At 33.1% G+C, this 24,521-nt stretch carries 20 protein-coding genes; 9 read left to right on the top strand and 11 right to left on the bottom strand.

Going from position 1 to position 24,521, the window contains the following annotated elements; translation table 11 throughout:
* Nucleotides 1-4: 4 nt before the first annotated feature.
* Nucleotides 5-694 carry a DUF4271 domain-containing protein gene (locus ACWA1B_RS00410; protein WP_142451656.1) on the bottom strand — a complete coding sequence of 230 codons (690 nt, stop codon included), beginning with the start codon at nt 692-694 and terminating at the stop codon, nt 5-7.
* Nucleotides 695-801: 107 nt separating this feature from the next.
* Here ACWA1B_RS00410 and ACWA1B_RS00405 point away from each other — a divergent pair, with 107 nt between their 5' ends.
* The 3 genes from ACWA1B_RS00405 to ACWA1B_RS00395 are packed head-to-tail and all read left to right on the top strand — an operon-like array spanning nt 802 to nt 3,358.
* Nucleotides 802-1,527 (top strand): polyprenol monophosphomannose synthase, encoded by a 726-nt coding sequence (locus ACWA1B_RS00405; RefSeq protein WP_456903782.1) that lies wholly within the window; start codon nt 802-804, stop codon nt 1,525-1,527.
* A 10-nt stretch (nt 1,528-1,537) separates the two neighbouring features.
* Nucleotides 1,538-2,878, top strand: a complete 1,341-nt coding sequence (locus ACWA1B_RS00400; protein ID WP_456903780.1) for a dihydroorotase — start codon at nt 1,538-1,540, stop codon at nt 2,876-2,878.
* 9 nt (nt 2,879-2,887) lie between these two features.
* Nucleotides 2,888-3,358 carry a DUF4296 domain-containing protein gene (locus ACWA1B_RS00395; protein ID WP_456903778.1) on the top strand — a complete coding sequence of 157 codons (471 nt, stop codon included), beginning with the start codon at nt 2,888-2,890 and terminating at the stop codon, nt 3,356-3,358.
* Between the two features lie 3 nt (nt 3,359-3,361).
* On the opposite strand, the gene ACWA1B_RS00390 is transcribed toward ACWA1B_RS00395, so the two are convergent.
* The 3 genes from ACWA1B_RS00390 to ACWA1B_RS00380 all read right to left on the bottom strand — a co-directional run bounded on the left by ACWA1B_RS00390 (nt 3,362) and on the right by ACWA1B_RS00380 (nt 6,179).
* Entirely contained in the window at nt 3,362-4,363 is a 1,002-nt protein-coding gene (locus tag ACWA1B_RS00390; protein ID WP_456903777.1) for an NAD-dependent epimerase/dehydratase family protein, read from the bottom strand.
* Between the two features lie 152 nt (nt 4,364-4,515).
* Nucleotides 4,516-5,769 (bottom strand): tRNA modification GTPase, encoded by a 1,254-nt coding sequence (locus tag ACWA1B_RS00385; RefSeq protein WP_456903775.1) that lies wholly within the window; start codon nt 5,767-5,769, stop codon nt 4,516-4,518.
* A gap of 191 nt (nt 5,770-5,960) precedes the next feature.
* Nucleotides 5,961-6,179, bottom strand: coding sequence for a hypothetical protein (locus ACWA1B_RS00380; RefSeq protein WP_456903773.1), 219 nt, complete (start codon nt 6,177-6,179; stop codon nt 5,961-5,963).
* 240 nt (nt 6,180-6,419) lie between these two features.
* Between ACWA1B_RS00380 and tyrS the strand changes: the two genes are divergently transcribed.
* Nucleotides 6,420-7,715, top strand: coding sequence for a tyrosine--tRNA ligase (tyrS, locus tag ACWA1B_RS00375; RefSeq protein ID WP_456903771.1), 1,296 nt, complete (start codon nt 6,420-6,422; stop codon nt 7,713-7,715).
* Nucleotides 7,716-7,919: 204 nt separating this feature from the next.
* On the top strand, nt 7,920-8,267 hold the full coding sequence (locus ACWA1B_RS00370) for a hypothetical protein (protein WP_456903770.1): 348 nt from the start codon (nt 7,920-7,922) through the stop codon (nt 8,265-8,267).
* 56 nt (nt 8,268-8,323) lie between these two features.
* Here ACWA1B_RS00370 and ACWA1B_RS00365 read toward each other — a convergent pair whose 3' ends face one another.
* From ACWA1B_RS00365 to ACWA1B_RS00350, 4 genes are all read right to left on the bottom strand, one after another.
* A complete protein-coding gene (locus ACWA1B_RS00365) occupies nt 8,324-9,304 on the bottom strand; it encodes a LuxE/PaaK family acyltransferase (RefSeq protein ID WP_456904842.1) in 981 nt (326 codons plus the stop codon).
* Nucleotides 9,305-9,440: 136 nt separating this feature from the next.
* Complete coding sequence (locus tag ACWA1B_RS00360) at nt 9,441-9,779, bottom strand: T9SS type A sorting domain-containing protein (RefSeq protein ID WP_456903768.1); 339 nt, start codon at nt 9,777-9,779, stop codon at nt 9,441-9,443.
* 108 nt (nt 9,780-9,887) lie between these two features.
* Nucleotides 9,888-11,081, bottom strand: a complete 1,194-nt coding sequence (locus tag ACWA1B_RS00355; protein ID WP_456903766.1) for a hypothetical protein — start codon at nt 11,079-11,081, stop codon at nt 9,888-9,890.
* 200 nt (nt 11,082-11,281) lie between these two features.
* Entirely contained in the window at nt 11,282-14,086 is a 2,805-nt protein-coding gene (locus ACWA1B_RS00350) for a TonB-dependent receptor (protein ID WP_456903764.1), read from the bottom strand.
* A 232-nt stretch (nt 14,087-14,318) separates the two neighbouring features.
* On the opposite strand from ACWA1B_RS00350, the gene ACWA1B_RS00345 reads away from it, so the two are divergent.
* The 3 genes from ACWA1B_RS00345 (at nt 14,319) to ACWA1B_RS00335 (ending at nt 17,768) form a co-directional block, all read left to right on the top strand.
* Nucleotides 14,319-15,002, top strand: coding sequence for a response regulator transcription factor (locus tag ACWA1B_RS00345; RefSeq protein WP_026728392.1), 684 nt, complete (start codon nt 14,319-14,321; stop codon nt 15,000-15,002).
* Nucleotides 15,003-15,213: 211 nt separating this feature from the next.
* Nucleotides 15,214-16,293 (top strand): sensor histidine kinase, encoded by a 1,080-nt coding sequence (locus ACWA1B_RS00340; RefSeq protein WP_456903762.1) that lies wholly within the window; start codon nt 15,214-15,216, stop codon nt 16,291-16,293.
* Between the two features lie 164 nt (nt 16,294-16,457).
* The gene (locus tag ACWA1B_RS00335) at nt 16,458-17,768 is read left to right on the top strand and encodes a porin (protein WP_456903761.1); all 1,311 of its coding nucleotides are present in this window, start codon (nt 16,458-16,460) and stop codon (nt 17,766-17,768) included.
* Nucleotides 17,769-17,856: 88 nt separating this feature from the next.
* Here the strand turns inward: ACWA1B_RS00335 and ACWA1B_RS00330 are convergent, their stop codons facing one another.
* From ACWA1B_RS00330 to ACWA1B_RS00320, 3 genes are all read right to left on the bottom strand, one after another.
* Nucleotides 17,857-18,942 carry a glycosyltransferase gene (locus tag ACWA1B_RS00330; RefSeq protein ID WP_456903759.1) on the bottom strand — a complete coding sequence of 362 codons (1,086 nt, stop codon included), beginning with the start codon at nt 18,940-18,942 and terminating at the stop codon, nt 17,857-17,859.
* Nucleotides 18,943-19,165: 223 nt separating this feature from the next.
* A complete protein-coding gene (locus ACWA1B_RS00325; protein ID WP_456903757.1) occupies nt 19,166-19,765 on the bottom strand; it encodes a hypothetical protein in 600 nt (199 codons plus the stop codon).
* 63 nt (nt 19,766-19,828) lie between these two features.
* On the bottom strand, nt 19,829-23,260 hold the full coding sequence (locus ACWA1B_RS00320; protein WP_456903756.1) for a hypothetical protein: 3,432 nt from the start codon (nt 23,258-23,260) through the stop codon (nt 19,829-19,831).
* Nucleotides 23,261-23,456: 196 nt separating this feature from the next.
* Between ACWA1B_RS00320 and ACWA1B_RS00315 the strand changes: the two genes are divergently transcribed.
* Nucleotides 23,457-24,518 carry a helix-turn-helix domain-containing protein gene (locus ACWA1B_RS00315; protein ID WP_456903754.1) on the top strand — a complete coding sequence of 354 codons (1,062 nt, stop codon included), beginning with the start codon at nt 23,457-23,459 and terminating at the stop codon, nt 24,516-24,518.
* The last annotated feature ends 3 nt before the right edge of the window (nt 24,519-24,521 follow it).

The following is a 24,521-nucleotide window of genomic DNA, read 5'->3' as shown; positions in this document are numbered from 1 at the left end:
TTTTCTAAGCACTCCCTTTTGTTATCCAATAATAGAGAAAATAATAAGGGGCTATTTCAAGAGCGCAAAGATATAAAATAAAATAAAATAACTTGCTGATTATTGCATTTTGATACGTTTTAATTGAAATAAAATAGGAGTAGATGCTTATACACAGCGAAATACCTATGATTGCCAACGGAACAATGCTCGGAATATTGTCATAATAAAATAAAACGGCATTAATAGGAAGCAATAATACACCAATATAAGTTCGATAAGTAACTTTTTGTAAGTTAAAAAGATCGACAAATTCTTCAATATTAAAGGAAGTAGCAACAATTTTCTCGACTAAATACTTCGCCAAAATAAAATAAAGAAGGAAGGTTGCAATCTGGATAAATAAAATCCAGTCGGTTTTTAAGACAATTTCTGCGGCTTTTGAATTTTCTGAAAAAATATGCATCGCCAGTTGAATAAAAAAGGCAAAGGAGATAATTTGCACAAAAAATAATCCAACTGTAAAACTGCTTTTCATGTGGCTGTTATCACGGTAGATTTTGGCATATTTATCAGAAAAAATAAGCTTACTGAATTCCGAAAATCGGGTTTCATAAGCAGATTTTGTAATTGCAACAACGGCAAAAGTCAGGACAAATAAAGCAGTTGCCCAGTCTTTGTTTTCAATAATTCGTGGATGAAGGTGTTCAATCATAGTGTCACAAAATTAGTAATTTTTTATTTCAATAGTTTTATTATGTATTTATTATGAAGCAAATGCTATAAAAAGTTTACTTTTGCGGTGAAATTACCGAGAAAAAAATGAGTGATAGCATTGTCATAATTCCTACTTATAACGAAATTGAAAACATCGAAAGTATAGTGAGAGCTGTTCTTTCGCAACATAAATCTTTTCATCTTTTAATTATTGATGATAATTCTCCAGATCATACAGCAAATAAAGTGATTGCATTACAGGAAGAATATCCAGGCCGATTATTTTTGGAAAAAAGAGCAAAAAAATCTGGTTTAGGAACGGCCTATGTTCATGGTTTTAAATGGGCGCTAGAGCGTAAATATGAGTTTATTTTTGAAATGGACGCCGATTTTTCACACAACCCAAATGATCTTGAAAAATTATTTGACGCCTGTCATTTTGGAGGCGCCGATCTTGCTATTGGTTCGCGTTATGTTACCGGTGTAAATGTGGTGAACTGGCCTTTAAGTCGTGTTTTGATGTCTTATTTCGCATCGGTTTATGTTAAGTTTATTACCGGAATGAAAATTCATGATGCTACAGCAGGTTTTGTTTGTTATAAAAGAGAGGTTTTGGAAAAAATAAATCTGAACAAAATCAAATTTGTTGGTTATGCTTTTCAAATTGAGATGAAATATCGAACTTATTGTGGTAAATTTGAGATAACTGAAGTTCCAATTATTTTTACAGACAGAACAAAAGGAGTTTCTAAAATGAGCAACGCCATTATTAAGGAAGCTATTCTCGGTGTGATTTCTCTTCGATTAAAAAAATTATTCAATACATTATAAACAAAAGGCGATGAACAGGATTTTAATAAAAAACGCTAAAATTGTAAACGAAGGATCAATTTTTGAAGGTGATGTATTGATCGAAAATGATTTGATTGTTGAGGTTTCAGACAGTATTAGCCTAAAAACCTCAGATTGTAAAGTGATTGATGCCGAAGGAAATTATTTAATTCCGGGTGCGATTGATGATCAGGTTCACTTTAGAGAACCGGGATTAACGCACAAAGGCGATATTGAATCCGAATCGAGAGCAGCGGTTGCGGGAGGGATTACCTCTTTCATCGAACAACCAAATACAGTTCCGAACGCGGTTACTCAGGAAATATTAGAAGAAAAATACCAGATTGCATCTCAAAAATCATTTGCGAATTATTCGTTTATGATGGGAGCAACAAATGATAATTTGGAAGAAGTTTTAAAAACAAACCCCAAAAATGTTGCTGGAATTAAGATTTTTCTAGGTTCTTCAACTGGAAATATGTTGGTTGACAGAGAAGAAACTTTGGAGAAAATTTTCTCAAGTACACCAATGTTAATTGCGGTTCATTGCGAAGATGAAACTACAATTCAAAATAACCTTGCAAAATTTAAAGAACAATACGGAGAAGATATTCCGGTAACGGCGCATCACTTGATTAGAAGTGCTGAGGCTTGTTATATTTCTTCTTCAAAAGCGGTTGCTTTGGCAAAGAAAACAGGAGCAAGGCTTCATATTTTCCATCTTTCGACTGCAAAAGAAATGGAATTATTCACGAATAAAATTCCATTAGAAGATAAAAAAATTACAGCGGAGGTTTGTGTGCACCATCTTTGGTTTACCGATGAAGATTATAAAACAAAAGGGAATTACATAAAATGGAATCCGGCTGTTAAAACAGCTGAAGACCGTGCTGAACTTTGGAAAGCTTTAAATGATGGCAGAATTGATGTTATTGCAACTGATCACGCGCCGCATACAAAAGAAGAAAAACAGCAATCGTATTTGAAAGCGCCATCTGGAGGTCCGCTTGTGCAGCATGCAGTAGTTGCAATGTTTGAAGCACATCATCAAGGGAAAATCAGTGTGGAGAAAATTGTGGAGAAAATGTGTCACAATCCGGCTAAAATTTTCAAAATCGAAAAAAGAGGTTTTATCAAAGAAGGTTATTATGCCGATTTAGTAATTGTAAATCCAAGTTTGCCTTGGAGTGTAAATTCGGATAATATTTTATACAAATGCGGTTGGTCGCCTTTTGAAAATATGGCTTTCAAATCGAGAATCACGCATACTTTTGTGAACGGAGAAATGGTTTATAACAATTTCAAAGTAAAAGATGTACGCGCCGGAAAAAGATTATTATTTGACAGATAAAAAACGGAAATGAAGAATTTTGTATTTATAATATTGGTTTTGTTTCTTTCTGTAAGCTGTAAAAAAGAGCTTGTAAAAGAGCCAAAAGGACTTATTGAGAAAGGAAAAATGGTTGATATTATGTATGATTTGTCTCTTTTGGAAGCAATTAAATATCAAAATCCGCTTTCATTAGATTCGGTTGAATCTGATCCGAAGAAATTTATTTTTAAAAAATATAAAGTGGATAGTCTGCAGTTTGCTCAAAGCAATATTTATTATGCAGCAGATTATGAAACGTATAAAGACATGTTTGATGAATTGGGCAAGCGATTGGCAGTTCAGGAAAGAGCAACAGATTCACTTCTTAGAATAGAAGAGAAAAAAGCGGCAAAAGCAGCAAAAAAGAAAGTGACTGATAAACCTAAAGATTCTATAAAAAGCGAATCAAATCCTACAAATGTTAATCCTAACAGCAGAGAAAAACTTTTAGATCAGTAAAACTTAGAGTTTTGAAATATTTATAATGTACTCCTGTACATCTTGAAAAACCGTTCCCAGAGCGGTTTTTATTTTTTGGTTGGAATATAAATCTTTGGTATATGAAGATTTTGCTGTTGCTTTAGTAAGACGTCTTTTTTGAAAAAACAAAGTTGAAAATACAGCATCGGCCATCCAAAGGAAATTCATTAAAAACGGTTTTGCGTGAATATTTGGTTTTTTGACTTTTAAAGCTGTAGCAATCGTATCGAGAATATCTTTAAAAACTACATTTTCGGCAATTAAAGTGAAGCGTTCATTTTTGATGTCGCTTTTCATTAGCTGATACGCGATTTTCACAACGTCGTCAACGGTGATGAAGCCCGTGCTTCCTAGCGTGTAAAACGGAAGTCCGTTTCTAACTTTCACATATAATTCGGCGCTTCCTTGTTGTGCGTCTTTAGTTTTCGGAATTGGACCTAAAATCACACCTGGATTAACAATTACAATATCCAAACCTTCCTGAACAGCGCGCCAAACTTCCATTTCGGCACCATATTTAGAAATGGCATAATCGCTGTGTGGTTTTTCAGGATTCCAGTCGGTTTCTTCAGTGATTTCTTTTTCATGAGAAGCCAAATCTCCCAGAGCGGCAATGGAACTTACAAAACAGAATTTTTTTATTCCGCGGGCAATCGAAAAATTGACCATGTTGGCAGTTCCTTCAATATTGGTTTTTCGAAGTGCATCTTCATCTTTTGGATCAAATGAAATTAAAGCTGCGCAGTGGTAAACATAATCGATATTTTCAAAAGCAATTTCCAGAGAAGGAACGTCCAAAATATCGGCCTCAAGCCATTCTATTTTTTCAAATAAATCACTTTTTTGGTAAAGTTCAAAAACCGATTTTGTTTTTTGAATACCGCTTTGATTGCGGTAAATAGCCCGAACATTTTCTCCATTTTCAATTAAATGAAGTAATAAATGCGAGCCTACTAAACCTGTTCCTCCTGTTACTAATACCATTTTGTAAAGATAAGTTTTTGGTTGAAAGGTGCAAAGGTGCAAAGAAACAAAGTTGCAAAGGTTTTTTTTTGTTAATTGAATTTTGAAAAGAAATAAAAAAGCTTTCAGAATATTTTTTATTTTCTGAAAGCTTTTTTAATGTATGAAATTGCTTAAAAAATAGTGTAAGCTAAAATGAAATCTATAGAATTGTAATTTGTAGAGTAATTATTGTAATCACGCATCAATTGTTTCTTTGTGTTTAATCTAAGTTCTCCACTGAATTTGTTTTTAAAATTATAACCTAATCCAAAAGCAAAATTGGCACCTGTATCGCTCTTGAATTCCGTAGTGTTATTTGTAGCTACTTCTGTATAAGTAATAGTTGCTTTAGCTCCTAAGTCAACAACGTAGGCAGCATTAATAAAAATTTTAGAATTTTGATTTATAAACATATAGTGTCTTAAGCCTACAGGTATTTGAACAGTACTGTAATTTACATTTGCTTTGTATGTTACATCTGGCATAGAAACAAAACCTGTTGGAACCTGATATGTTTTTTCGGTATCATACTTTTGATATACTGGATTTGTAAATACGCTCCATTTGTTTTTGTTGTAAGGCAGAATATATTCTGCTTCAAAACCAATTTTTAATATGGTCTTGCTGTTGAATTTTAAATTAAAATTGTTGTTAGCAGTATTGTTAACTGATAGCGAGGCAAAACTTACGCCTGGCGTTATTTTTATGTGAAAAGCTCCTGCTGTTATTTTTTCTTCCGTTTTTTGTGCTACAGAAGAATTTGTGGTGTTGTTATATTTGTTGAAATATTTTATTAGGTCGCTTTTTTTATAAGTAAGTTTTGCAATATCATTTTCAGTAATATTTTCGGATTTTACATTTTTAAAAAGTTGGTTTTTGTACTCATTGCTTTCAATTACTTTTTCACTTCCCTCATTGTTGTCGGCTTGAATGAATTTTACGTTAATCAGTTGTTCTGTTGGAGTTGCTTTTGTTTCATAAAAATAACGTGTAATGCTTTCATCGCTGTAGCTGTATAAAGTTGCATCACCTGTTGCAATTACTTTTAGAAAGATCGTTTCATTACTCCAAACAGGATTTTTATGAGTTAACATTTTTTTTAGCTCATTGCTAGAGCGATCTATGTTTATTTTAAATCGTTTAAATGTTGTTTCATTGATGATTCCAAATTCCTGAATATTTGTTATACTTTCAGTTTGAAAGTCCTTTTCATTAGGGTCGATTTTGTATTTAAAATTTGTTGGGTTGTTTTTCCAGTCTAGATTTTTGATAAAACATTCTGTTCGTTTTCCTTCATTGGAAATAAAATAACCCTTTTCAAAAGAAATTTGAGCATTGATAAAAGAGCAGTAAATTAAGAGAGTAAATAGTAATATTTTTTTCATTGTTATATTTTTGATATCGGCGAAACTAGAAAAAAAAGAATAGTCATTTTTACGGGTTTCCTCATTTTTAGTTTTTTTTTTAGGAAAAAAAATAAAAGTTTAGATTCTTTTCGAAATTCAAATGCGAATAAAAAATGCCGTCAGAATATTTTTTATTTTCTGACGGCATTTTTTTGATATAATTAAAATGTTTAGAAAACAGTATAAGATAATAGCAAATCTAAACTGCTGAAATCAGTAGAAAAAGGCATATAGTTATTTAGCAAGTTTTTGCTGGCATTGTATCTGATTTCGGTACCAATTTTATTTCTAAAATTGTAGCCAAGACCCAGTGCAAAGTTGCCTTGCGCTTTTCCATCTAAATTTACATGTTGTGATAAAATAACCTTTCTCGAAAGAAACTTGAGCATTAATTGCCGAGAAATAAAGAAATAATGTAAGCAGTAAAATTTTTTTCATGTAAGGGATTTAAGTTGCCGAAAATATGTAAAATGGATTGTGTTTTTTTACGGGTTTCCACATTTTTTATTTTTTTGAGATAAAAAAAAATAAAGGTTCGGGTTTTCTTTCTTTTTTATTGCATTTGATTTAGTGTTGCTTTTTGATATTGCCATTGTCATTGATTATATTTGCGCAAAATATTATAAAAAATGAAGAATCTAGTTGAAGAATTAAAGTGGCGCGGTTTGTACCATGATAGCATGCCAGGAACGGAAGAACAATTGCTAAAAGAGGTAACATCGGCTTATATTGGTTTTGATCCAACGGCAGATTCACTGCATATTGGCAGTATGGTTCAGATTATTTTATTGGTTCATTTAAAGAATTTTGGTCATCAGCCAGTTGCTCTTGTGGGTGGCGCGACCGGAATGATTGGTGATCCTTCTGGAAAATCTGACGAAAGAAATCTGTTGAACGAAGAAACTTTAGCTAAAAATGTTGCCGGAATCAAAAGTGTTCTGTCTCGTTTCTTAGACTTTAATTCAAACGAACCAAATGGTCCAATTATGGTGAACAACTATGACTGGATGAAGGAATTCTCGTTTATTGATTTTGCACGTGAAGTTGGAAAACGAATCACGGTAAATTATATGATGGCGAAGGATTCAGTTAAAAAAAGAATTAACGGAGAAGGGGAAGGAATGTCTTTCACAGAATTTACATATCAATTAATTCAGGGATACGATTTTTATCATTTATATAAAAACAACAACTGCCTTTTGCAAATGGGAGGTTCTGACCAATGGGGGAATATTACCACAGGTACAGAATTAGTGCGCAGAATGGGTGGAGAAAACGCAAAAGCTTTTGCCTTGACAACGCCATTAATTACAAAAGCGGACGGATCTAAATTTGGAAAATCAGAAGGTGGAAATGTTTGGCTCGATGCCGATAAAACTTCTGTTTACAAATTTTACCAGTTTTGGGTAAATGCTACAGATGCTGATGCTGAAAAATATATTAAAATCTTTACTTTTTTGGATAAAGAAACAATTGATGCTTTAATTGCTGAACATCAGGCGGCTCCACATTTAAGAGTTTTACAGAAGAAATTAGCTGAAGAAATTACCATTTTTGTTCATAGCAAAGAAGAGTTGGAAAAAGCAATTCAGGCTTCAAATATTTTATTTGGAAATTCTACAGCAGAAGATTTAAAGAAATTGGATGAAAAAACTTTCTTAGAAGTTTTCGACGGAGTTCCGCAAGCGGAAATTGCAAAAGCAGATTTAGAAAATGGACTAGATATCATTACTGTTTTAAACGAAAAAACAGGTTTCTTTAAATCAAACGGAGAAGCGAGAAGAGCTTTATCTGCAAATTCTATTTCGGTAAACAGAGAAAAAATCAAAGAAGATTTTGTTTTGACGACAAATGATTTAATTAATAATCAGTTTGTGTTATTGCAAAGCGGAAAGAAAAATTATTTTGTGATTAGAACTGTTTAAATTTTGTTTAGCTGTTTAATCGGTTAATGGTTTAATCGATTTTTAAAGAGACGGTTAAACAATTAAATAAATCAACGATTAAACATATCATCAAAACGTCCCAATAGCTTCAAAAAGTTATTGGGATTTTTGTTTAGTATGAAATTGAAATCGAATGTTTTTTTTAGTAAGTTTATTCTCTAACCAAAAACTATTAACCTAATTATGATTGGATTTTTATTTATTTATTGGATTTGGAAAGCATTTGCTGATTTGGCCGAAAAAAATGAAAAGAACAAATGGCTCTATTTTTTTATTGGAATTGTATCGTATTATGGAGGAACAATTATTTCTGGATTTGTTTTAGGAATTATCTTGGCTATTCTTGGTGATCCGAGTGCTGTAGATGAAGATGCTGTAAATCCCGGATGGAATTTGCTTTTTATAGTTTGCGGCGTTTTAGCCTGTTATGGAATGTACAAACTTTTAGAATACAGAGGCGAAAAAGAAAGAGAATTGTTGAAAGAAGACAGTATAGATAATATTGGAATCGACAATGATAATCAAGGCTAATATGATGTTTTAGATTTTTTCGGTTAAATGAATAAACAAATCAACGATTAAACATTTTACAAAACCATCAAGTTGCAACCACGAATATCAGAATTATCAAAACGTCCCAATACCTCGAAAGAGTTGTTGGGATATTTTTTGCCTAAATCCTGCGTTGCAATAAAGGAACATGAATTGATGTTGGCCAAATCGATAACATTGATTCCGCCTGTTTTTCCGTCATTTACATACGTAAGCGCGTCTTCAGGGTCACGAACTAAAATATTCATCCAGGAAGGACATTCAAAAATACCGTCTCCTAATGAATAAGCTTGTGCAAGAAGTTCTGTCATTCCGTATTCTGAATGGATTGAGGAAACGCCAAAACCTTTGCAAAGTATTTCATGAAGTTCTTCGCGAATCATTTCTTTACGTTTTCCTTTCATTCCGCCAGTTTCCATTATAATGGTATTTTGAAGCTGAAATTGGTGTTTTTCGATTAAATCTAACAATGCGTAAGTAACGCCAATCAAGATTACATTTTGTCCGGCATTATCTAATTCGATTAGCTTCTGGGTAAGTTCTTCGTGATTGTGTAAATAAAACCCACTTTCAGCCTGATTTGAGAGCTTTATAAGATCTTCGACCATGTAAATCAACGAAGAGCCTTCGCGTTCTAAATAAGACGGTAAAAGGGCTAAAACAACGTAATCTTCAATATTGCCGTAAAACTGCGAAAACCCTTGGCGGTAACTTTCTTCGTAAAGTGAAACGTCGGTAACCAAATGTCGGCTTGTGACCATTCCGGTTGTACCGCTGCTGGTAAAAGTAACTTGTGGAAAATCTGAATTAGAAACTACTTCATGAGTTTTGAAAAACTGAATTGGCAAAAACGGAATTTGTTTCAATGTTTTTACCTGCTGTGGATTTACATTCAAAAAATCACAGAAATCACGATATACTTTATTGTTCTCGTGCTGAAAACGAAACACTTTTAGTGCTATTTTTTCAAATTGTTTCTGACTTGAAATGGTAAAGATATCGCTGGCTGTAATCAAAACTTTTTTTTGCAAAGATATTGTTTTTAGTTTTTAGTCACAGTTTTCAGTCGCAGTTTTCCGCAAAGTATGTAACTGAAAACTACGAGTGCGACTGAAAAATAAAAAAGCTCCCGAGAAGGAGCTTTTAGTATCGTTATCTGATAATCAGTTTTCGTGTTGCGGATGCATTTTCTTCACTTATTTTAATAATATAAACGCCCGGAACCAAATCTGAAACGTTCAATTCTCGTGAGCTTAAATGCGTCTGAAGTACTTTTTTACCTAGAAGATCAAAAATGATTACTTCTTTCTCTAAATCATTTTTGGTCGAAATAGATACCTTTCCGTTTGTAACGGGGTTAGGGTACAAGCTTAGACCCTCAATAGAAGTAGACTCTTGAGGTTTTGGTAATTGTTTACTATCTTGTGCTGAGACACTTAGAGTAAAGAAAAAAGCCAATAAGAATGTAATATAAAAGTAGTTTTTTGCCATCGCATTTATTTGATTACAGTAAATATACAAAAAAAATTACAAAAACTACGCCAAAAAAAAACATCCTAAATATTTAGGATGTTTTTAACAATTTATGTTCGAAGTAAATTATTTGATCAAGTTTACACCGTCAACTGTAGCCCAAGCTCCTGCAGTTAATGAAGCTCCTGTAGCTGTAGCACTTGTAGTGAAAGTTCCAGTTGGGAAAGCAACTGTAAAAGTTGAAGCACCAGCGATTGGGATGATGTTTGTTGTGTTAGAAATTTTGATGTTTAAAATTTTAATTTTTGATGTTTTTACTTGGTGATCATTTGTAGCTGCATCTAAGATACTTACTACAGCACCTTGGTAAGTAGTTGTGCTATTTGGAACTGTGAAGTTTCCGTAACCATCAACAACGATGTTGCTGTATTCTCCGTTACCTTCTCTTTTGAATTGGAAAGCATCAACTTGGTTGTCTGCACCTTCAGGAACGTTAGTAGATTCTCTCTTTAAAGTAATGTTAGAAACTTTTGGTCCGAAAGCATTATCATTTGCAGACGCTTCGATTTCCATTCCGTAGTTACCTTTTCCAGTTTGGTAAGCATACCAGTTAGTATTAGCTTGACCTTGCCATCCATCTTGCCAGTCAAAAGAGTCATCAGTATTTCCGTAAGAAATAGCATTTGTCATACTTGCAGTTCCTCCGAAGAATTCGAATCCGTCATCAGCACCTTTGTAAGCTACTAAGTGATCTAAAGTTGTTCCAGAACCTACAGAGTAGAATGTGAAAGCGTTGTTTTCTTTGTTACCGTCTGCTAATTTAGAACCAGCGTACTCAACTCTTACATAGTTTAATGAACCGCCATTGTGAGTTGCATTTGATCCTCCGTAAGAGATGTTGTTCCCGTCTTCAGAAGTAGAAGAAGTTCCTCCTCCAGCAACTTTTGCAGGTGCATCACCGTACATGATAATACCTCCCCAAGAACCTGGAACTTTAGATTTTTCTGTAAACACAACTGGTTTATCAGCAGTTCCGTTGATGATTAATTTTCCTCCGTTTAAAACAACTAAAGCGTTGTCTCCGGTAGCTTTGTCTATAGTGATTGTAGATCCTGCGTCAAAAGTTACAGTTACTCCTGAATTGATTTTTACAATTCCTTTTAATGTGTAGTTTCCGTAAGCATAAGTTTTGTTTGCAGTGATAGGACCTGTAATTTCGCCTGTAGCAGGTGGTGTAACAGGAGTTGAATCGTCACTGCTTGAGCAAGAATTAAAAAATAAACCTGTAGCAAGTGCTAAAGCAAGAATTTTAGTTTTCATAGTTTTTGTGTTGTATTATTCGTTTTTATTTTTGTCAAAATTATGAGGTTAATCTTTTTAAGGTGTTATCTCAATATTACATTACAGTTACCAAAAATTGATTAAAATGTGAAGAGAATGTTAAGTGAATCTTTGCAAATTGTAGACATAAAAAAAAGCTCCAGATATCTGGAGCTTTCAAGTTTGTTATGTTCTTAATATTAGAATGTGTAGCCAACTTTAACTGAGAATCCTACACCCTTTTTGTAGCTGTTTGCCAATAAAGATGGTTCGTCAACTTTTACTGTTCCGTTGTTTCCAAATTCTAATTGTCTTGCAGGGTTTAGTAAATTGTCTGCAGTAAATTTCACATCAAAATGGTCTGAAATTTTGCTTCCCCAAACAAAGTCTAATTGAGATACCGGTAATTCATAAGTGTTATCCTGACCGTTTGTACCTACTGCGTAAATCCTTTTTCCGAATACGCCGTAAACAAGAGACATAGTGTTTGTCCAATCTTTGCCTAAAGTAAATTCATATTTTAAATCAGAATTCACTAACCAATCTGATGCACCTTGCAATGATCTTGTTTGGTGCGTTTCAATTGAATTTTTAATAGTCACAACTCCGTCCTCATCCTGAGATTCGTAAGTTTTAGCAACATTTACTTTTGTTGACATCAATGAAGCGTTCAATCCGAAAGAGAAATGCTCAAGCTTGTCGCTAATTCTGTTTAGTCCTAAAAGGAATTCAACTTCTGCTCCATATAAAGTTGCATTGTCTGAATTCAAGAAAGTAGTTACAGTTCCAGAAGTTGCATTTGCAATAAATGTTCTTTCGATTGGATTGTCAATATATTTTCCAAAAACACCAAAAGCTAACATTTCTTTAGATGTTGGGAATATTTCATATTTCAAATCAACATTATAATTGTCGCTATTTTTCAATAAAGAATTACCTTGTGTAGAAGTATTATCAGCATTGATGTATGAGATCGGGAAAGCTTCCATTACAACTGGTTTTGTATATGTTTTACTTGCCGCGAAACGAATGTTAGATGTTTCTGTCATTAAATATTTCAAGTTTACAGAAGGCAAAACATAAAGATTGTTGTATGTTTTTACTTTGAACGGATCATCAAAAGAACCTAAAGTTCTGAAGTGGGTTTCTTTGATCGTGTTTTCAACTCTCAAACCTCCGTTAAGCTCAAACTTGTCAGCAAATTTCCAGAATAAATTTGCATAACCTGCATTAGCACTTTCGTTAAGTTTAACTTTGTAAGTTGCGTTTGAACTTTCAGCAAAATATACAGAACCGTTACTGATGTCAGTTCTGATTTTACTATCGATATTGTTTATATCATTTGATGAAAAAGCACTACCATAACTTGCAACAAATCGGTAAGAAGATTCCATTTTAGAAAAGTTTCCATTATAACCAACAGTCAATTTGTTTTGTTTTTCTTTTCCAAATTTTAAGTTGTACTCTAACAATCCTGAAACATACACATTACCGTCAACACTTAAATATTGACGTAAGAAATTGTTTGCTCCATAAGAAGTGTTGATTTGATTTTCAGATTCCTGAGTACCAGTGTAGAATTTTCTGTCTGGTTGACCATATTTTGTATTTGCATAAGATATACCACCTTTTAAAGTTTGGTTTTTATCTTCTGTCAAATTGTATTCTCCTAATAATTGAGCATTTAAATAATCTGTTTTATCCAATTGATTCGTACGGATAAAGTTGTTGTTGATACCGTTATTGCTTAAAACTCCGTATTGATCTAAGATTGAGTTTAATGTTGTTTTTAAGTATAAAGTGTTGAAAGATAATTTGTATCGTTCAGCTGAATAATTTACACCTACTAAAGCAGAAGTACTGGTTTTGAAACGGTATTCAGTATTGATGAAATCATTGTTGTATTTATCACCAAGTGTTTGTAGAGTTCTGTTAACACCTTCTCTAACTGCAAAGTTATTATCAAAATTAAGAGATAATAAATAAGAAACGTTGCGGTTATTGCTTAAGTCAAATTTTTCTGCGTGTAGAAAATTGAAACTAGAGTTAAGCGGGCTTTTGCTTTTGCTTACGTTAAAACCTTTATCTCCGCTTACAGAATTTAATGCCTGATCTGTCGTGAAAGTTGTTCTTCCAGCAGTTTCGCCTAAGAAACTTGGTAGCTCTCTGTCTTTTCCATTAAATCCGAAGAATCCTGCAGCAGAATCTGCATCTCCAGAAAGCAAGAAATCTTTAAAGCTGTTTCCAGTTGTATATCCTGCTCCAAGATTTATTTTAGTAATATTTTTTGTTGGTTTTGAAGTTTGAATATTAAAAGTTCCTCCAGCAAAATCTCCGTAAATGTTTGGGTTGAAAGTCTTGTAAACATCAATTACACCTACAATATTTGTTGGAAACAAATCAAGCGGAACAATTTTTGAGTATGGGCTATTAGAAGGAGCAGCAAGATCATTGATCAATAAGTTATTGTAACGATCTTCAAGACCACGAACAAATATTCCTCTTGAACCTACTTTTGTAATTCCGGTTACTTTTGTCAAACCTTCTTCAACATCGCTTACACCTTTTCTAGACATTTCCTGTGCACCAATACTTTGTTTGATTACAACAGCATTTTTTTGGTCTAATAAAAGAGCAGTTTCTTTTTCTTTGTTTGCTGTCGATTTTACAACAACATCTTTAAGAGTATAGCTTCCAGATGAAAGTACTTGATTAACAGTAATAGTTTCTCCTGCTTTAACAGTTATTGGTTTTTCTACAGATTCATATCCTACGAAACTAAAAATAATAGTATAAGTTCCAGGATTTACAGTCAACGAATATTTTCCGTCAATGTCAGTGTTGGCACTAATGTTTGTTCCTTTTAATAAAACATTTGCAAAAGGAAGTACTTCATTATTAGTTTCTTTGTCGGTTAATACACCAGAAATCGTACCTTTGTTTTGCGAGATCGAAATCGAACAGATAAATAATGTGATTAATAGAAATTTTAAATTGAATTTCATTTCAGTGTTGTGTTTAATTTATTTTGGTGCAAAGAAAGACACGCATTGTAAAGTTCATGTTAGCCACTTGTTATGTTTTTGTGTTGCCAAGATTATCAAATTGTTACCAGATTAAATTACCGTTAACCGTAATTTTTAACGGTTATTTTGTTACTATCTTTACGCTGTGAAATAAAAAACATCAGATAATAACAAATGAAATTTGATGTTAAAATCTCAATTTTTGCTATTTATGAAAAAAACACAAACCAAGATTTTATTAGTTGACGATGAACCAGATATCTTAGAAATCGTTGGCTATAACCTTGCTCAGGAAGGCTATCAAATTGTAACAGCTTCAAATGGAAAAGAAGCGATAGCAAAAGCTCAGAAAGAATTGCCAGAATTAATCATCATGGATGTAATGATGGCCGAAATGGACGGGATGGAAGCTTGTGAACACATCAGAAAAATTCCAGAATTAAATAATGTTATCATAACATTCTTAACCGCAAGAAGTGAGGATTATTCGCAAGTAGCTGGTTTTGACGCAGGTGCTGATGACTATATCACGAAGCCAATAAAACCAAAATTATTGGTCAGTAAAGTAAAGGCTTTGTTAAGAAGGTTAAAAGAACAAGAAATCGTTACTGACACTATAAATGTAGGCGGAATCGAGATTAACCGTGAAGAATATAAAATCATAAAAGGCAATGTTGAAATTGCTTTGCCAAGAAAAGAATTCGAATTGTTTTACTTACTGGCTTCTAAACCAGGAAAAGTTTTCAAAAGAGATGAGATCCTTGATAAAGTTTGGGGAAATGAAGTGGTTGTAGGAGGACGAACAATTGACGTTCACATCAGAAAGCTTCGCGAGAAAATTGGCGAAGACCTTTTTAAAACCATAAAAGGTGTTGGTTATAAATTTGAAGTTTAATTTTTTAAGTAGCTAAGATTCTAAGATACTAAGTTGCTAAGATTTTTAGTAACAATGTAACTGAAGTTAATTTTAAGCTCACTCAAATTATTTAAAACATTCACTATATTTAAACCATATAAGAAATTGAAGTTTACTTGAACTTCAGTTTTTTATATGGTTTTTGAGTTAAACTTAATTTTACTTAATCCCTTAATGGGAACTATTTTTAATGAAAATCAATTTTAAAAAAACATACAAATTCGCAATAAAATCGGCATTGTATATCAGTCTTTTCTCAACGGGATTTGTACTGATGTTGATGTCTTTATTCTATAAAAATCAGCTGAAACATCAAATTGCTTTTGGAATTGTTTTTATAATTTCAATTTATATTTTCTCTTTTTTAGTGCTTCAATATCGCGTTGAACGTTTCATTTATAGAAGAGTAAAGAAAATTTACGATGAGGTTTCGTTACTGGAATCAACGCCGCTTATCAATCAGCCTATAACAACTGATATGGAAACGCTTTCGCGTGAAGTGAAAAAATTTGCGACTGATAAAAAGCTGGAAATCGAAATGCTTGAAATTCGTGAACAGTATCGAAGAGAGTTTTTAGGAAACGTTTCGCACGAACTTAAAACGCCATTGTTTACAGTGCAAGGTTATGTTTCGACTTTGTTAGATGGTGCGATGGATGACAAACACATTCGTAAAAAATATTTAAAACGTGCCGAAAAAGGTGTAGAGCGCCTTATATATATAGTTGAAGATTTGGATATGATTACCAAATTAGAATCGGGAGATTTGGATTTGAATATGACCGATTTTGATATTGTCGAATTGATTCAGAATGTCTTTGATTTGTTAGAAATGAAAGCCGATAAAAAGAAAATCAAATTGGCTTTTGAAAGTAAAAATGTTCAATCCGTAATTATTCGCGGAGATCAGGACAGAATTCAGCAAGTTCTGGAAAACTTGATTGTCAATTCTATTAAATATGGAAAAGAAGGCGGTTTAACTGAAGTCGGCGTTGTAAATCTTACTAAGAAAAAAGTATTAATCCGAATTAGTGATAACGGAGAAGGAGTCGAAAAACAGAATATTTCAAGACTTTTTGAACGTTTTTACCGAGTTGACAAAAGCGGAACCCGTTCTGAAGGAGGTTCTGGTTTAGGATTAGCGATTGTAAAACATATTATTGAGGCTCATAAAGAGAAAGTTTATGTAGAAAGTGAGTTCGGAATTGGTTCGGAATTTTCTTTTACACTCGAAAAAGCCAATAAAACGATAAAAGCGGAGGTTAAATAATTGTAATCTGGCTTCTGTCAGAAGCGGTAAAACAAAGCTTTTAACATTAAAAAAACTTTGGGCTTCAGTGCCTAACATTAAATTTTTATTATAGTAACATCTTGTTAATGATTTCTTAACATAGGTGCGTCATCTTTGCATCCTGAAACTAAGGGTAAAGAAAAATGATAAAAAAATTAGTTCTTGTGATGACAATGTTGCTTACAATAGCAGTAAATGCACAAGATGTAAATCAGCAGAATGTAAATAAACAAGAAGTAAAAAATGAAGTACTTCGTATTTTAGATTCCATCAATAAAGCTAAACTTCCAGAAACAAAATCTGGAGGAGGTATTGAAGAACATTGGTATGATAAGATCTCTTTAAGGGGTTATGCCCAAATTCGATACAATGGTTTGTTTTCTACAAACGATAAGGTGGCCTGCGACCAATGTGACAGATCTTGGGGAACAACTTCAACAGCTCCAGACGCAAAAGCAAACAACGGACTTTTTATTCGTCGTGCACGTTTAGTGTTTTCTGGTCAGGTGCATCCTAATGTATTTTTCTATTTCCAACCTGATTTTGCCAGCTCACCAGTTACCGGAATCCAAAATTTTGTTCAAATTCGCGATTTGTATTTTGACCTTTCTTTTGATAAGAAAAGAGAATATCGTGTTCGTGTCGGACAAAGTAAAATTCCTTATGGATTTATAAATATGCAGTCTAGCTCGCAACGTTTAACCCTGGATCGTCCAGACGGAATAAACAGTTCAATAGCAAATGAACGTGATTTAGGGTTGATTTTTTATTGGGCTCCAGCCGAAATCAGAGAGCGTTTTGCCATGTTAGTGAAAGATGGTTATAAAGGTTCAGGCGATTTTGGAGTTTTTGCTTTTGGAGTTTATAACGGACAAATTGCCAATAAAATAGATGCAAACAGAGATTTGAATGTAGTAGCCAGAGTTTCTTATCCTTTTGTAATTGGAAGCCAGATTATTGAACCTGGAATTCAGGCTTATGATGGTAAGTGGGCTTTTACAGATGAAATTTCTACAGGAGTAATTGTTAATGATCCTAAATATGTGAAAGATGAAAGAGTAGGCGCAACTTTTGTTTTGTATCCAAAACCTTTCGGAATCCAAACAGAATATAATATTGGTAAAGGACCTCGTTATAATCCAGCAACAAAAACTGTTGACGAAAAGAGTTTGAATGGAGGTTATGTTTTACTGAATTATAAATGGGATTACAAGAAACAGCATATTTATCCATATGCCCAATTTCAATATTATGACGGAGGCAAAAAATATGAAAAAGATGCCAGAAGTTATGTTGTGAGAGATTATCAATTTGGTATCGAATGGCAGCCAATCAAAGCATTCGAATTAACTGCCGAATATGTCATCGCTGATAGAACTTTTGAAGACAGTGCCCGCCCGATTAATAGACAAGAAGGGAATTTGCTACGATTACAGGCACAGTTTAACTTCTAAAAAGAATAAAATCCATATTTATCCGTGTTTTCACGAAGTGAATCCGTTTCATCTGTGTTCTGATTATAGACACAGATGAAACGGATTTTTATTGTTGAGAATTATTTTCTTCAAAAACTGAAAATAATTTATCCCAGTCAATATCATTTTTAAATTGGGACAATCCTTTAAACGACTTTACTTTTGAAAGATCTTCAATGGTAAAGTCGTCTTGCATTGCATACGGTACCAAATTTTCTTCCTGAAGTTTAATCGCCAGATATTCTTGTTCGTATTGTCCAGGAGTTGGAATAAAAAAGGCTTTTTTGCCCAATTTTGCCAAATCCATAACAGTAGTATATCCAGAACGGCAAAGAACAAATTCACTCTCATTGAAAGTCTGTTCCAGCTGTTTTGAATTCATAAAATTATAATAGGTAACATTTCCTGCCTGCCATTTGCATTGTACTTTCTCTACGATACCTTGAACAAAGACCACTTTTCCTTTGAAATTAGAAACTTCCTTTTGTAACTTTTCGTCCAGATAAGTACGTTGAGGTTCAGGACCAGATAGAATAATCATTAAATCATAAATTATTGGTGTTTCCTTCTTTTTCATTCTGCTTAAAGGGCCAATATATTTTAAATTAAGATGATCGTTTTTAAGATGTCCTAAATCTCCAGTAAGATTAGTTTCTTCATTTGTATCAGGAACCCAGCACTCCGTATATTTTTTGATAATATGTTGATGGCATTTGCTTGTAAACCAAGTTGTGTTTCCTGTCATTACATTCAATTGATGTGTCATAAAAACAGAAGGGACTCTTTTACTGAAAACTCCCAATCGATTATCAGAAATGATGCCGTCAATTCCATGTTTTTTGATCCAGGAATTCACGACTTTTTTCTCATCCAAAATAGCTGTAATCATTTTTGGAAGATTCTTAATCAGTTTCCATTTGAAGTTTTTGCCGTTTTTAGCATATTCAATATGATAAGAAGGTAGTTCTAACGTTTGTATATACGGAAATTCTTTTCGCAATAAAGCAAGTGCAACTCCATCAGAAGCAATAATCGGAATGAAATTATTCTCTTGAAGCGCTTTAATAATTGGGATACATCTCGTGGCATGGCCTAATCCCCAGTTTAATGGAGCAACTAAAATTGTTTTGTTCGCAGAATAGTCAATGCTCATAGTTTAACGCTTTTTAAAAGCGAATATAAAGAAATATGTTTTTGATGATATTTCGGACATATTACTAAATTATTAACTGAATATTTTTTTTTTAAGGTGCTAAGGTACTAAGGCGCTAAGGTTCTAAGGTTTTTGTATTAAATAAAAAAGCCGAACGCAAGTTCGGCTTTTTAAATGTCGTATTTCAATAACTTAGAACCTCAGTCCCTTAAAACCTCAGTCCCTAATCTTGAATATAAGTTTTATTTCCATTTTTATTAATGTAGTATTTACCGCCTTTTGGTCCGGTGTATACTTTTTTTCCGTTGTATTCTCCTGTAACTTTATCTGGTGTTTTTGGAGCTTTTTCATTAGTTTCTTTTAAAGTCTTAGAAGCTGATTTTTTAGCTTTATCGGCTTCCGCTTTTGCACTTTTGCTTGCAGCATCAGCTTTTGTTGCTGATTTTTTTGCTTTATCAGCCTCGGTTTTTGCTTTTGCAGCTTCTTTATCTGCAGATTTCTTAGCAGCACTGGCTGATTCTTTTTTAGCTTTTGTTGCAGCTGCGGTTGCATCGTCTGCTGCTTTCTTAGATTTGTCTGCTGCTTTTTTAGCATCGCTAGCCGATTCTTTTTTAGCTTTTGTTGAAGCTGCGGTCGCATCGTCTGCTGCTTTCTTAGATTTGTCTGCCGCTTTTTTAGATTTGTCAGCTTCTTTTTTTGCGTCAGCTTTTGCTTTTTTTGCAGCTGCTTCAGTTTGGCTCTTTGTTGCTTTTACAGCGGCGTCCTGACCATAGAAATTAGATGAGAAAACAACTATAAAACAAAGTAATAATAATTTTTTCATAAGGTTACATGTTTAAATTTCTATTAAAATTAATCAATTTATTGTCACTTTTTTCGCATCGCATTAAAAATATGCACGAAGGTTTACGTTTCCTGTGTGTATGGTTGCTCCAGTTTCGCTTTTTCGGCCCTGATAGTTTAAATTGATATCTAAAAATGATGTTATGTTTTTCTGTAACAGCAGTTTCCAGACCAAGTTTTGTCCTGCCTGAAGTCCTTCAAGCATTTGATAACCGACCGATGAAAATTCATTTCCGTTAAATTTGTTGTCATAAAATGAAAATTCGCCATTTAGTGTTACTTTTTTTTCTCCGGCAAATGAAAATGATGTTCCAAGTCTTTTTTGAACCAAAGTTTCTAAATTTCCAATCTGGTTTTCTTTATTCTGAAATTCATAAAAGAAATCCAGACTTGTGTTTTTTGAAAATAAATAACTGATTTTTGGCGCAATCTGATAGCCTTTTAAATCATAATTTTTTTCTACAAAATCTTCTGAGACTAAATCAGTTTTTATGGTTTTGGTGAAAAAATTAAAAAGCCAGGTTTTTTTATACAAATGGGTGTATTGCAATTGATGTGAATTGTTCGTGACATTTTGCGATCCTACAGAAAGCAGATTTTTCCCTTTATTGACTAAATAAGAATAGGTAACCGAATGTTTTTGTTTGCCTCGATTAAAGTACAAACTGTTTCTCAAACTTGAATTTAACCCCAAAATATTTTCTTCTGAAGATTCAAACGGATTTAGTTCTAAACGCTGGCCTTGGCTTTTTACTTTTCGATCCATAATAAAGGAAGTTTGATTATAGAAATACGAAGCAAATTTTTTAAGACCTTTTTCATTTTGCCATTGCGTCGGGTTCAGCGTTAATGACTGTGAAAATTTATTTTGATTGGTTTTTATGTAAACTTGATTCGGTAAAAAGATTCTGATAAATCGTGCCTGATCTGGAAATTGAGCAATTTCAAATTCTTCTAGTTCCTGAATACCATTGCCATTATAATCGTTCCAAGTGTAAACACCTTGTCCAGTTGGAACTTCAATATAAGTGAATTCCTGTTGTGCAATCGTTCCTGAACTCGTTTCATAAGCAGTTCCAATTTGCATTAGCTGATTAAAAAAACGATCGTTGTAAAGAATTCTAGAGTTTAAAGAGGGTTCGTTTTCCCGATTTGGATCTGTAAAATCTAAATTTCGATAACTTGCATAAACAGCCAAATTTGTTTTTTTATTCTGAATCAATTTCGATTTTAAATAATAAGTCTGTGAATTATTGACATGCTGTAATAATCCATTTTGCAAACTGTCGTTTTTGCGTTGTAGAAAACCCAATTCGACAAAAACTTTAGTACTGTCACCGCGCCCGATAAAACCGCCAAATTCTGAAAATCTTTGGCTTAAAGCCGAAAATTGATTGGTCACTTTGTCTTTTTCCTGATTGTCTTCAAGTTGCATGCTGGCGCCAATCCAGTTTTTGCCAAAATGATATTTCGTTCGCGTTTGATTCCGAATAAATTTTGAAGTTGATGTTGTCGCATCTGAATTCAGGAAACTTCCCTGGTTTTCAAATGTCCATTTTTTTATTTTAAAAAACGCTGTTGTAGTGTGGCGCGTTCCTGTGTAACTTTCGCTAAAATCTAATTTCTCAAATTGATACGTCAATAATCCAACATTCGAAGTTTTCTTTTTTGCAAATAAATCAAAACTAAAACCAGTAGATAATAAACTCTGATTTCCTAAAAGAGTAGTGTTTAAGTTCCAGTCGCGGTTAAATTCAATATTATACAAACGCTCAACCGACTTGAAATTTTCTGCAACATATTGATAATTTGCAAATGCATCAAGTGTCCAACTTTTGGTAAAAAGACGTTTTTTAAGATTGGTTTTAAAAGCAATTCCTTCGTTATTTCCATCGTCAATACCCGAAAATAAATTTTTGTCGTTGTTGCTTACGGCAAGTTCAAAATCGGCAAGTGTTTTTTCATTCGGATTATATTTCCCTAAAAAAGTAGCAACTTGCAATTTTATTGGCGGAACTAATTGCACAATTGGTTCATAATTTCCCTGAAGAATTCCGTTTACCGGCGGCACATATTCGTAAATTCTTTCAACCGAATTATTGTTTTGGATAATGTAATTTCCGGCATTATTTCCCACAAGACTGAATTTTACATTGTACAAAACGTCAGCAGGATTATTCGAATATTCATAAACTTCAACTGAATTGATGACTGTTTTTTTGTACAAAATTTTATTATCGGCATATTTATCTTCATAAGCCGAAGGTGCTTTCATCAAATCGGGATTGTCGCCCGCAACTTTCAAAACCTGAACCTGATCTGCAGAAAGATTTTGTTGCAAAGGCTGATTTTTCAAATCACTTTCAGAATAGATATAACCGCCAAAACTCCAGTTTTTGTTCTCATGAGTTCCACCGGCATAGGTTACCAATCGGTTATAATTCCGTTCCGAATATTGGTATTCAATATTGATACGCATTTCAGAAGTAATAGTGAAAAGTGACGTAAAAACAATTTCGCCCGCATTATAATCAATTACATAATCGTTGTTTTCACCGCGTTTTAGCAAAACACCATTTACATAAACGCGCTCAGAACCTGAAATGACCAAAACATACAATTCGCCATTTTGACCTTTCAATTTATACGGACCTTGATTACCTTCCTGTCCTGTAAAAGTACTTTTTGCATATTGTCCTTTCACAAACGCCACCGATGCAAAAATGTTGGTTTTGCTTTTTTCAGTATCAAAATCGAAACTAGCAGAAAGTCCCTGAACTTTTTTATTGAAATTAAGAAATTGTGTTTTTCGGTTTTCCAGAAAAACATCGCCTGCTCGAATGTTCCAGTCATCGCTGAAAAGCTCCATGAAAATATTGTCAAACTGATCCAGCTTTTGCGAATAACCGCCATCTTGTAACGGAATATTATTGTCCTGAAGAGAAGCCCGGAGACTGACTTTATCGGAGATTTTTCCAGTAATCTGTAAATCTAGGTTAGAATTTAAAACCGTATTTTGATTGTTCCCAACAGTAACGCCACGCGTAATACTTCCTGAGGTATTTAAACCATCAAATGGAACAACTTTTTTGGTGTTTTTGTTATCAATTTTATACAGTTTTTCAGAACCTGCTTCATTACTGACAACTTGATCTGATTTGTAAAGACTATATTCTTTGGTAATAAAATCTGGATATTTTAAATAATTAACAATTAAAGTATCTGAAATCGAAGTGAATTTTTCATTTAAAAGAAGTGTTCCTTTTTGAAAATCAATTTTATAAAAAGTAGAATCGACAGCTTCATTTTTAGTGTTCAAAAGCTGAAAGTAACTTGGATTTATACTGAATTTTTCCAGATGAATGGTGTCGCGGGAAGCAATCACTTTTTTTGTTTTATACGATGATTCTGTTTCCTGTGCATGAAGCCCAGAAAACCAGATGATAACCGGTAAAAACAGTAATTTTTTCAGCATAAATACTTTAACTCTAAAAATTCAAAAGTAGTATTTATAATCAAGAAATTGTGAGGCTTTTATTTATTGGACAATTGATTGATTTTAAGTTCGTTTTCTCATTTTAAACCTTATTTTTAATTATAATTTGAAGTATAATTCTCATCATAAATCAATCTTTTTTTTAGCTTTGTTCTAGATATATCGAACTTAAATTATGGATACCAGCAAAGAACTCTTATTTTTTTTTAGCGCTTTGGGATCTTTCAACGGAATTATTTTGGGAGTTTATTTTTTCTTTTTTACGAAAAAAAAATACCTCACAAATTATTTCCTTGGGGCACTTTTGTTTGCATTAAGCATACGAATTGGAAAGTCTGTTTTTGTTTATTTTCATCCTGAACTGCCAAAAATGTATTTGCAGTTAGGACTTACTGCTTGTTTTTTTATTGGTCCGTGTTTGTATTATTTTCTAAGATCGGCGGTTGATGAAATCAATGTAATGCCAAAATCCTGGAAAATGATGCTCCTGTTTTGGGGAATCCTGATTGTGGGCTCCGGAATACTATATCCGTACCAAACTCATACAACGCTTTGGAGTTTTTATTTTATTAGAATGATTTACTTTCAGTGGTTTGTATATATTATTTTTTCAGGATTTACAATTCGAGGTATTTTAAAGAAAATTTTCACTGCAAAAGAAAAAACCAGTCCGTCTGAAATGTGGTTTGGAACTCTTTTTCTGGGAAATTTTTTATTATTTCTTTTTTACTTTTTAGCGATTATGGGTGCTTCGGCAGCAACTTATATAAGTGGCGCGGTTGTTTTTTCTTTTATTTTATATCTGATTATTTCGATTCTTTTATACCGAAAAAAAACCGACGATTTGTTTTTGCTCAATAGTCAAAAGATTTCAGGTAAAAAAATAGATGATGCCGAAGCCGTTTTTCTTTCTGAAAAATTAGAAAATATAATGTATGAAAAAGGTTTATATAAAAATCCAAACCTGAATTTACAGGATTTATCGCGGGAAATTAATATCTCGAGTCATCAATTATCACAGTTTTTAAATAATAATCTGGGGAAGAATTTTACCAGCTTTGTAAACGAATTTAGAATAAATGAAGCTTGTAAAATTATTACTTCAAATGATAAACTGACTTTGGAATCTGTCGGTTATGATGTTGGATTTAATTCGAAATCGACATTTTTCGCTGCCTTTAAAAAACATACCGGAACAACGCCTCTAAATTATCAGCTTCAGGCTTTACAAATGTAAAAG

It is taken from the genome of Flavobacterium xizangense, from assembly GCF_054075145.1.
The sequence above is the reverse complement of the archived record's forward strand: the minus strand, read 5'-3'. Positions and strand labels throughout refer to the sequence as shown.

What these genes read in the sequence shown, in the direction of transcription:
- ACWA1B_RS00330 (WP_456903759.1), bottom strand. Translation starts at nt 18,942, where the DNA reads ATGAGCATTGACTATTCTGCGAACAAAACAATTTTAGTTGCTCCATTA.
- ACWA1B_RS00380 (WP_456903773.1), bottom strand. Translation starts at nt 6,179, where the DNA reads ATGCTCAAGTTTCTTTCGAGAAAGGTTATTTTATCACAACATGTAAAT.
- ACWA1B_RS00345 (WP_026728392.1), top strand. Translation starts at nt 14,319, where the DNA reads ATGAAAAAAACACAAACCAAGATTTTATTAGTTGACGATGAACCAGAT.
- ACWA1B_RS00325 (WP_456903757.1), bottom strand. Translation starts at nt 19,765, where the DNA reads ATGAAAAAATTATTATTACTTTGTTTTATAGTTGTTTTCTCATCTAAT.
- ACWA1B_RS00320 (WP_456903756.1), bottom strand. Translation starts at nt 23,260, where the DNA reads ATGCTGAAAAAATTACTGTTTTTACCGGTTATCATCTGGTTTTCTGGG.
- ACWA1B_RS00400 (WP_456903780.1), top strand. Translation starts at nt 1,538, where the DNA reads ATGAACAGGATTTTAATAAAAAACGCTAAAATTGTAAACGAAGGATCA.
- ACWA1B_RS00385 (WP_456903775.1), bottom strand. Translation starts at nt 5,769, where the DNA reads ATGAAAAAAATATTACTATTTACTCTCTTAATTTACTGCTCTTTTATC.
- ACWA1B_RS00355 (WP_456903766.1), bottom strand. Translation starts at nt 11,081, where the DNA reads ATGAAAACTAAAATTCTTGCTTTAGCACTTGCTACAGGTTTATTTTTT.
- ACWA1B_RS00350 (WP_456903764.1), bottom strand. Translation starts at nt 14,086, where the DNA reads ATGAAATTCAATTTAAAATTTCTATTAATCACATTATTTATCTGTTCG.
- ACWA1B_RS00370 (WP_456903770.1), top strand. Translation starts at nt 7,920, where the DNA reads ATGATTGGATTTTTATTTATTTATTGGATTTGGAAAGCATTTGCTGAT.
- ACWA1B_RS00390 (WP_456903777.1), bottom strand. Translation starts at nt 4,363, where the DNA reads ATGGTATTAGTAACAGGAGGAACAGGTTTAGTAGGCTCGCATTTATTA.
- ACWA1B_RS00360 (WP_456903768.1), bottom strand. Translation starts at nt 9,779, where the DNA reads ATGGCAAAAAACTACTTTTATATTACATTCTTATTGGCTTTTTTCTTT.
- ACWA1B_RS00335 (WP_456903761.1), top strand. Translation starts at nt 16,458, where the DNA reads ATGATAAAAAAATTAGTTCTTGTGATGACAATGTTGCTTACAATAGCA.
- ACWA1B_RS00340 (WP_456903762.1), top strand. Translation starts at nt 15,214, where the DNA reads ATGAAAATCAATTTTAAAAAAACATACAAATTCGCAATAAAATCGGCA.
- ACWA1B_RS00405 (WP_456903782.1), top strand. Translation starts at nt 802, where the DNA reads ATGAGTGATAGCATTGTCATAATTCCTACTTATAACGAAATTGAAAAC.
- ACWA1B_RS00315 (WP_456903754.1), top strand. Translation starts at nt 23,457, where the DNA reads ATGGATACCAGCAAAGAACTCTTATTTTTTTTTAGCGCTTTGGGATCT.
- tyrS (WP_456903771.1), top strand. Translation starts at nt 6,420, where the DNA reads ATGAAGAATCTAGTTGAAGAATTAAAGTGGCGCGGTTTGTACCATGAT.
- ACWA1B_RS00395 (WP_456903778.1), top strand. Translation starts at nt 2,888, where the DNA reads ATGAAGAATTTTGTATTTATAATATTGGTTTTGTTTCTTTCTGTAAGC.
- ACWA1B_RS00410 (WP_142451656.1), bottom strand. Translation starts at nt 694, where the DNA reads ATGATTGAACACCTTCATCCACGAATTATTGAAAACAAAGACTGGGCA.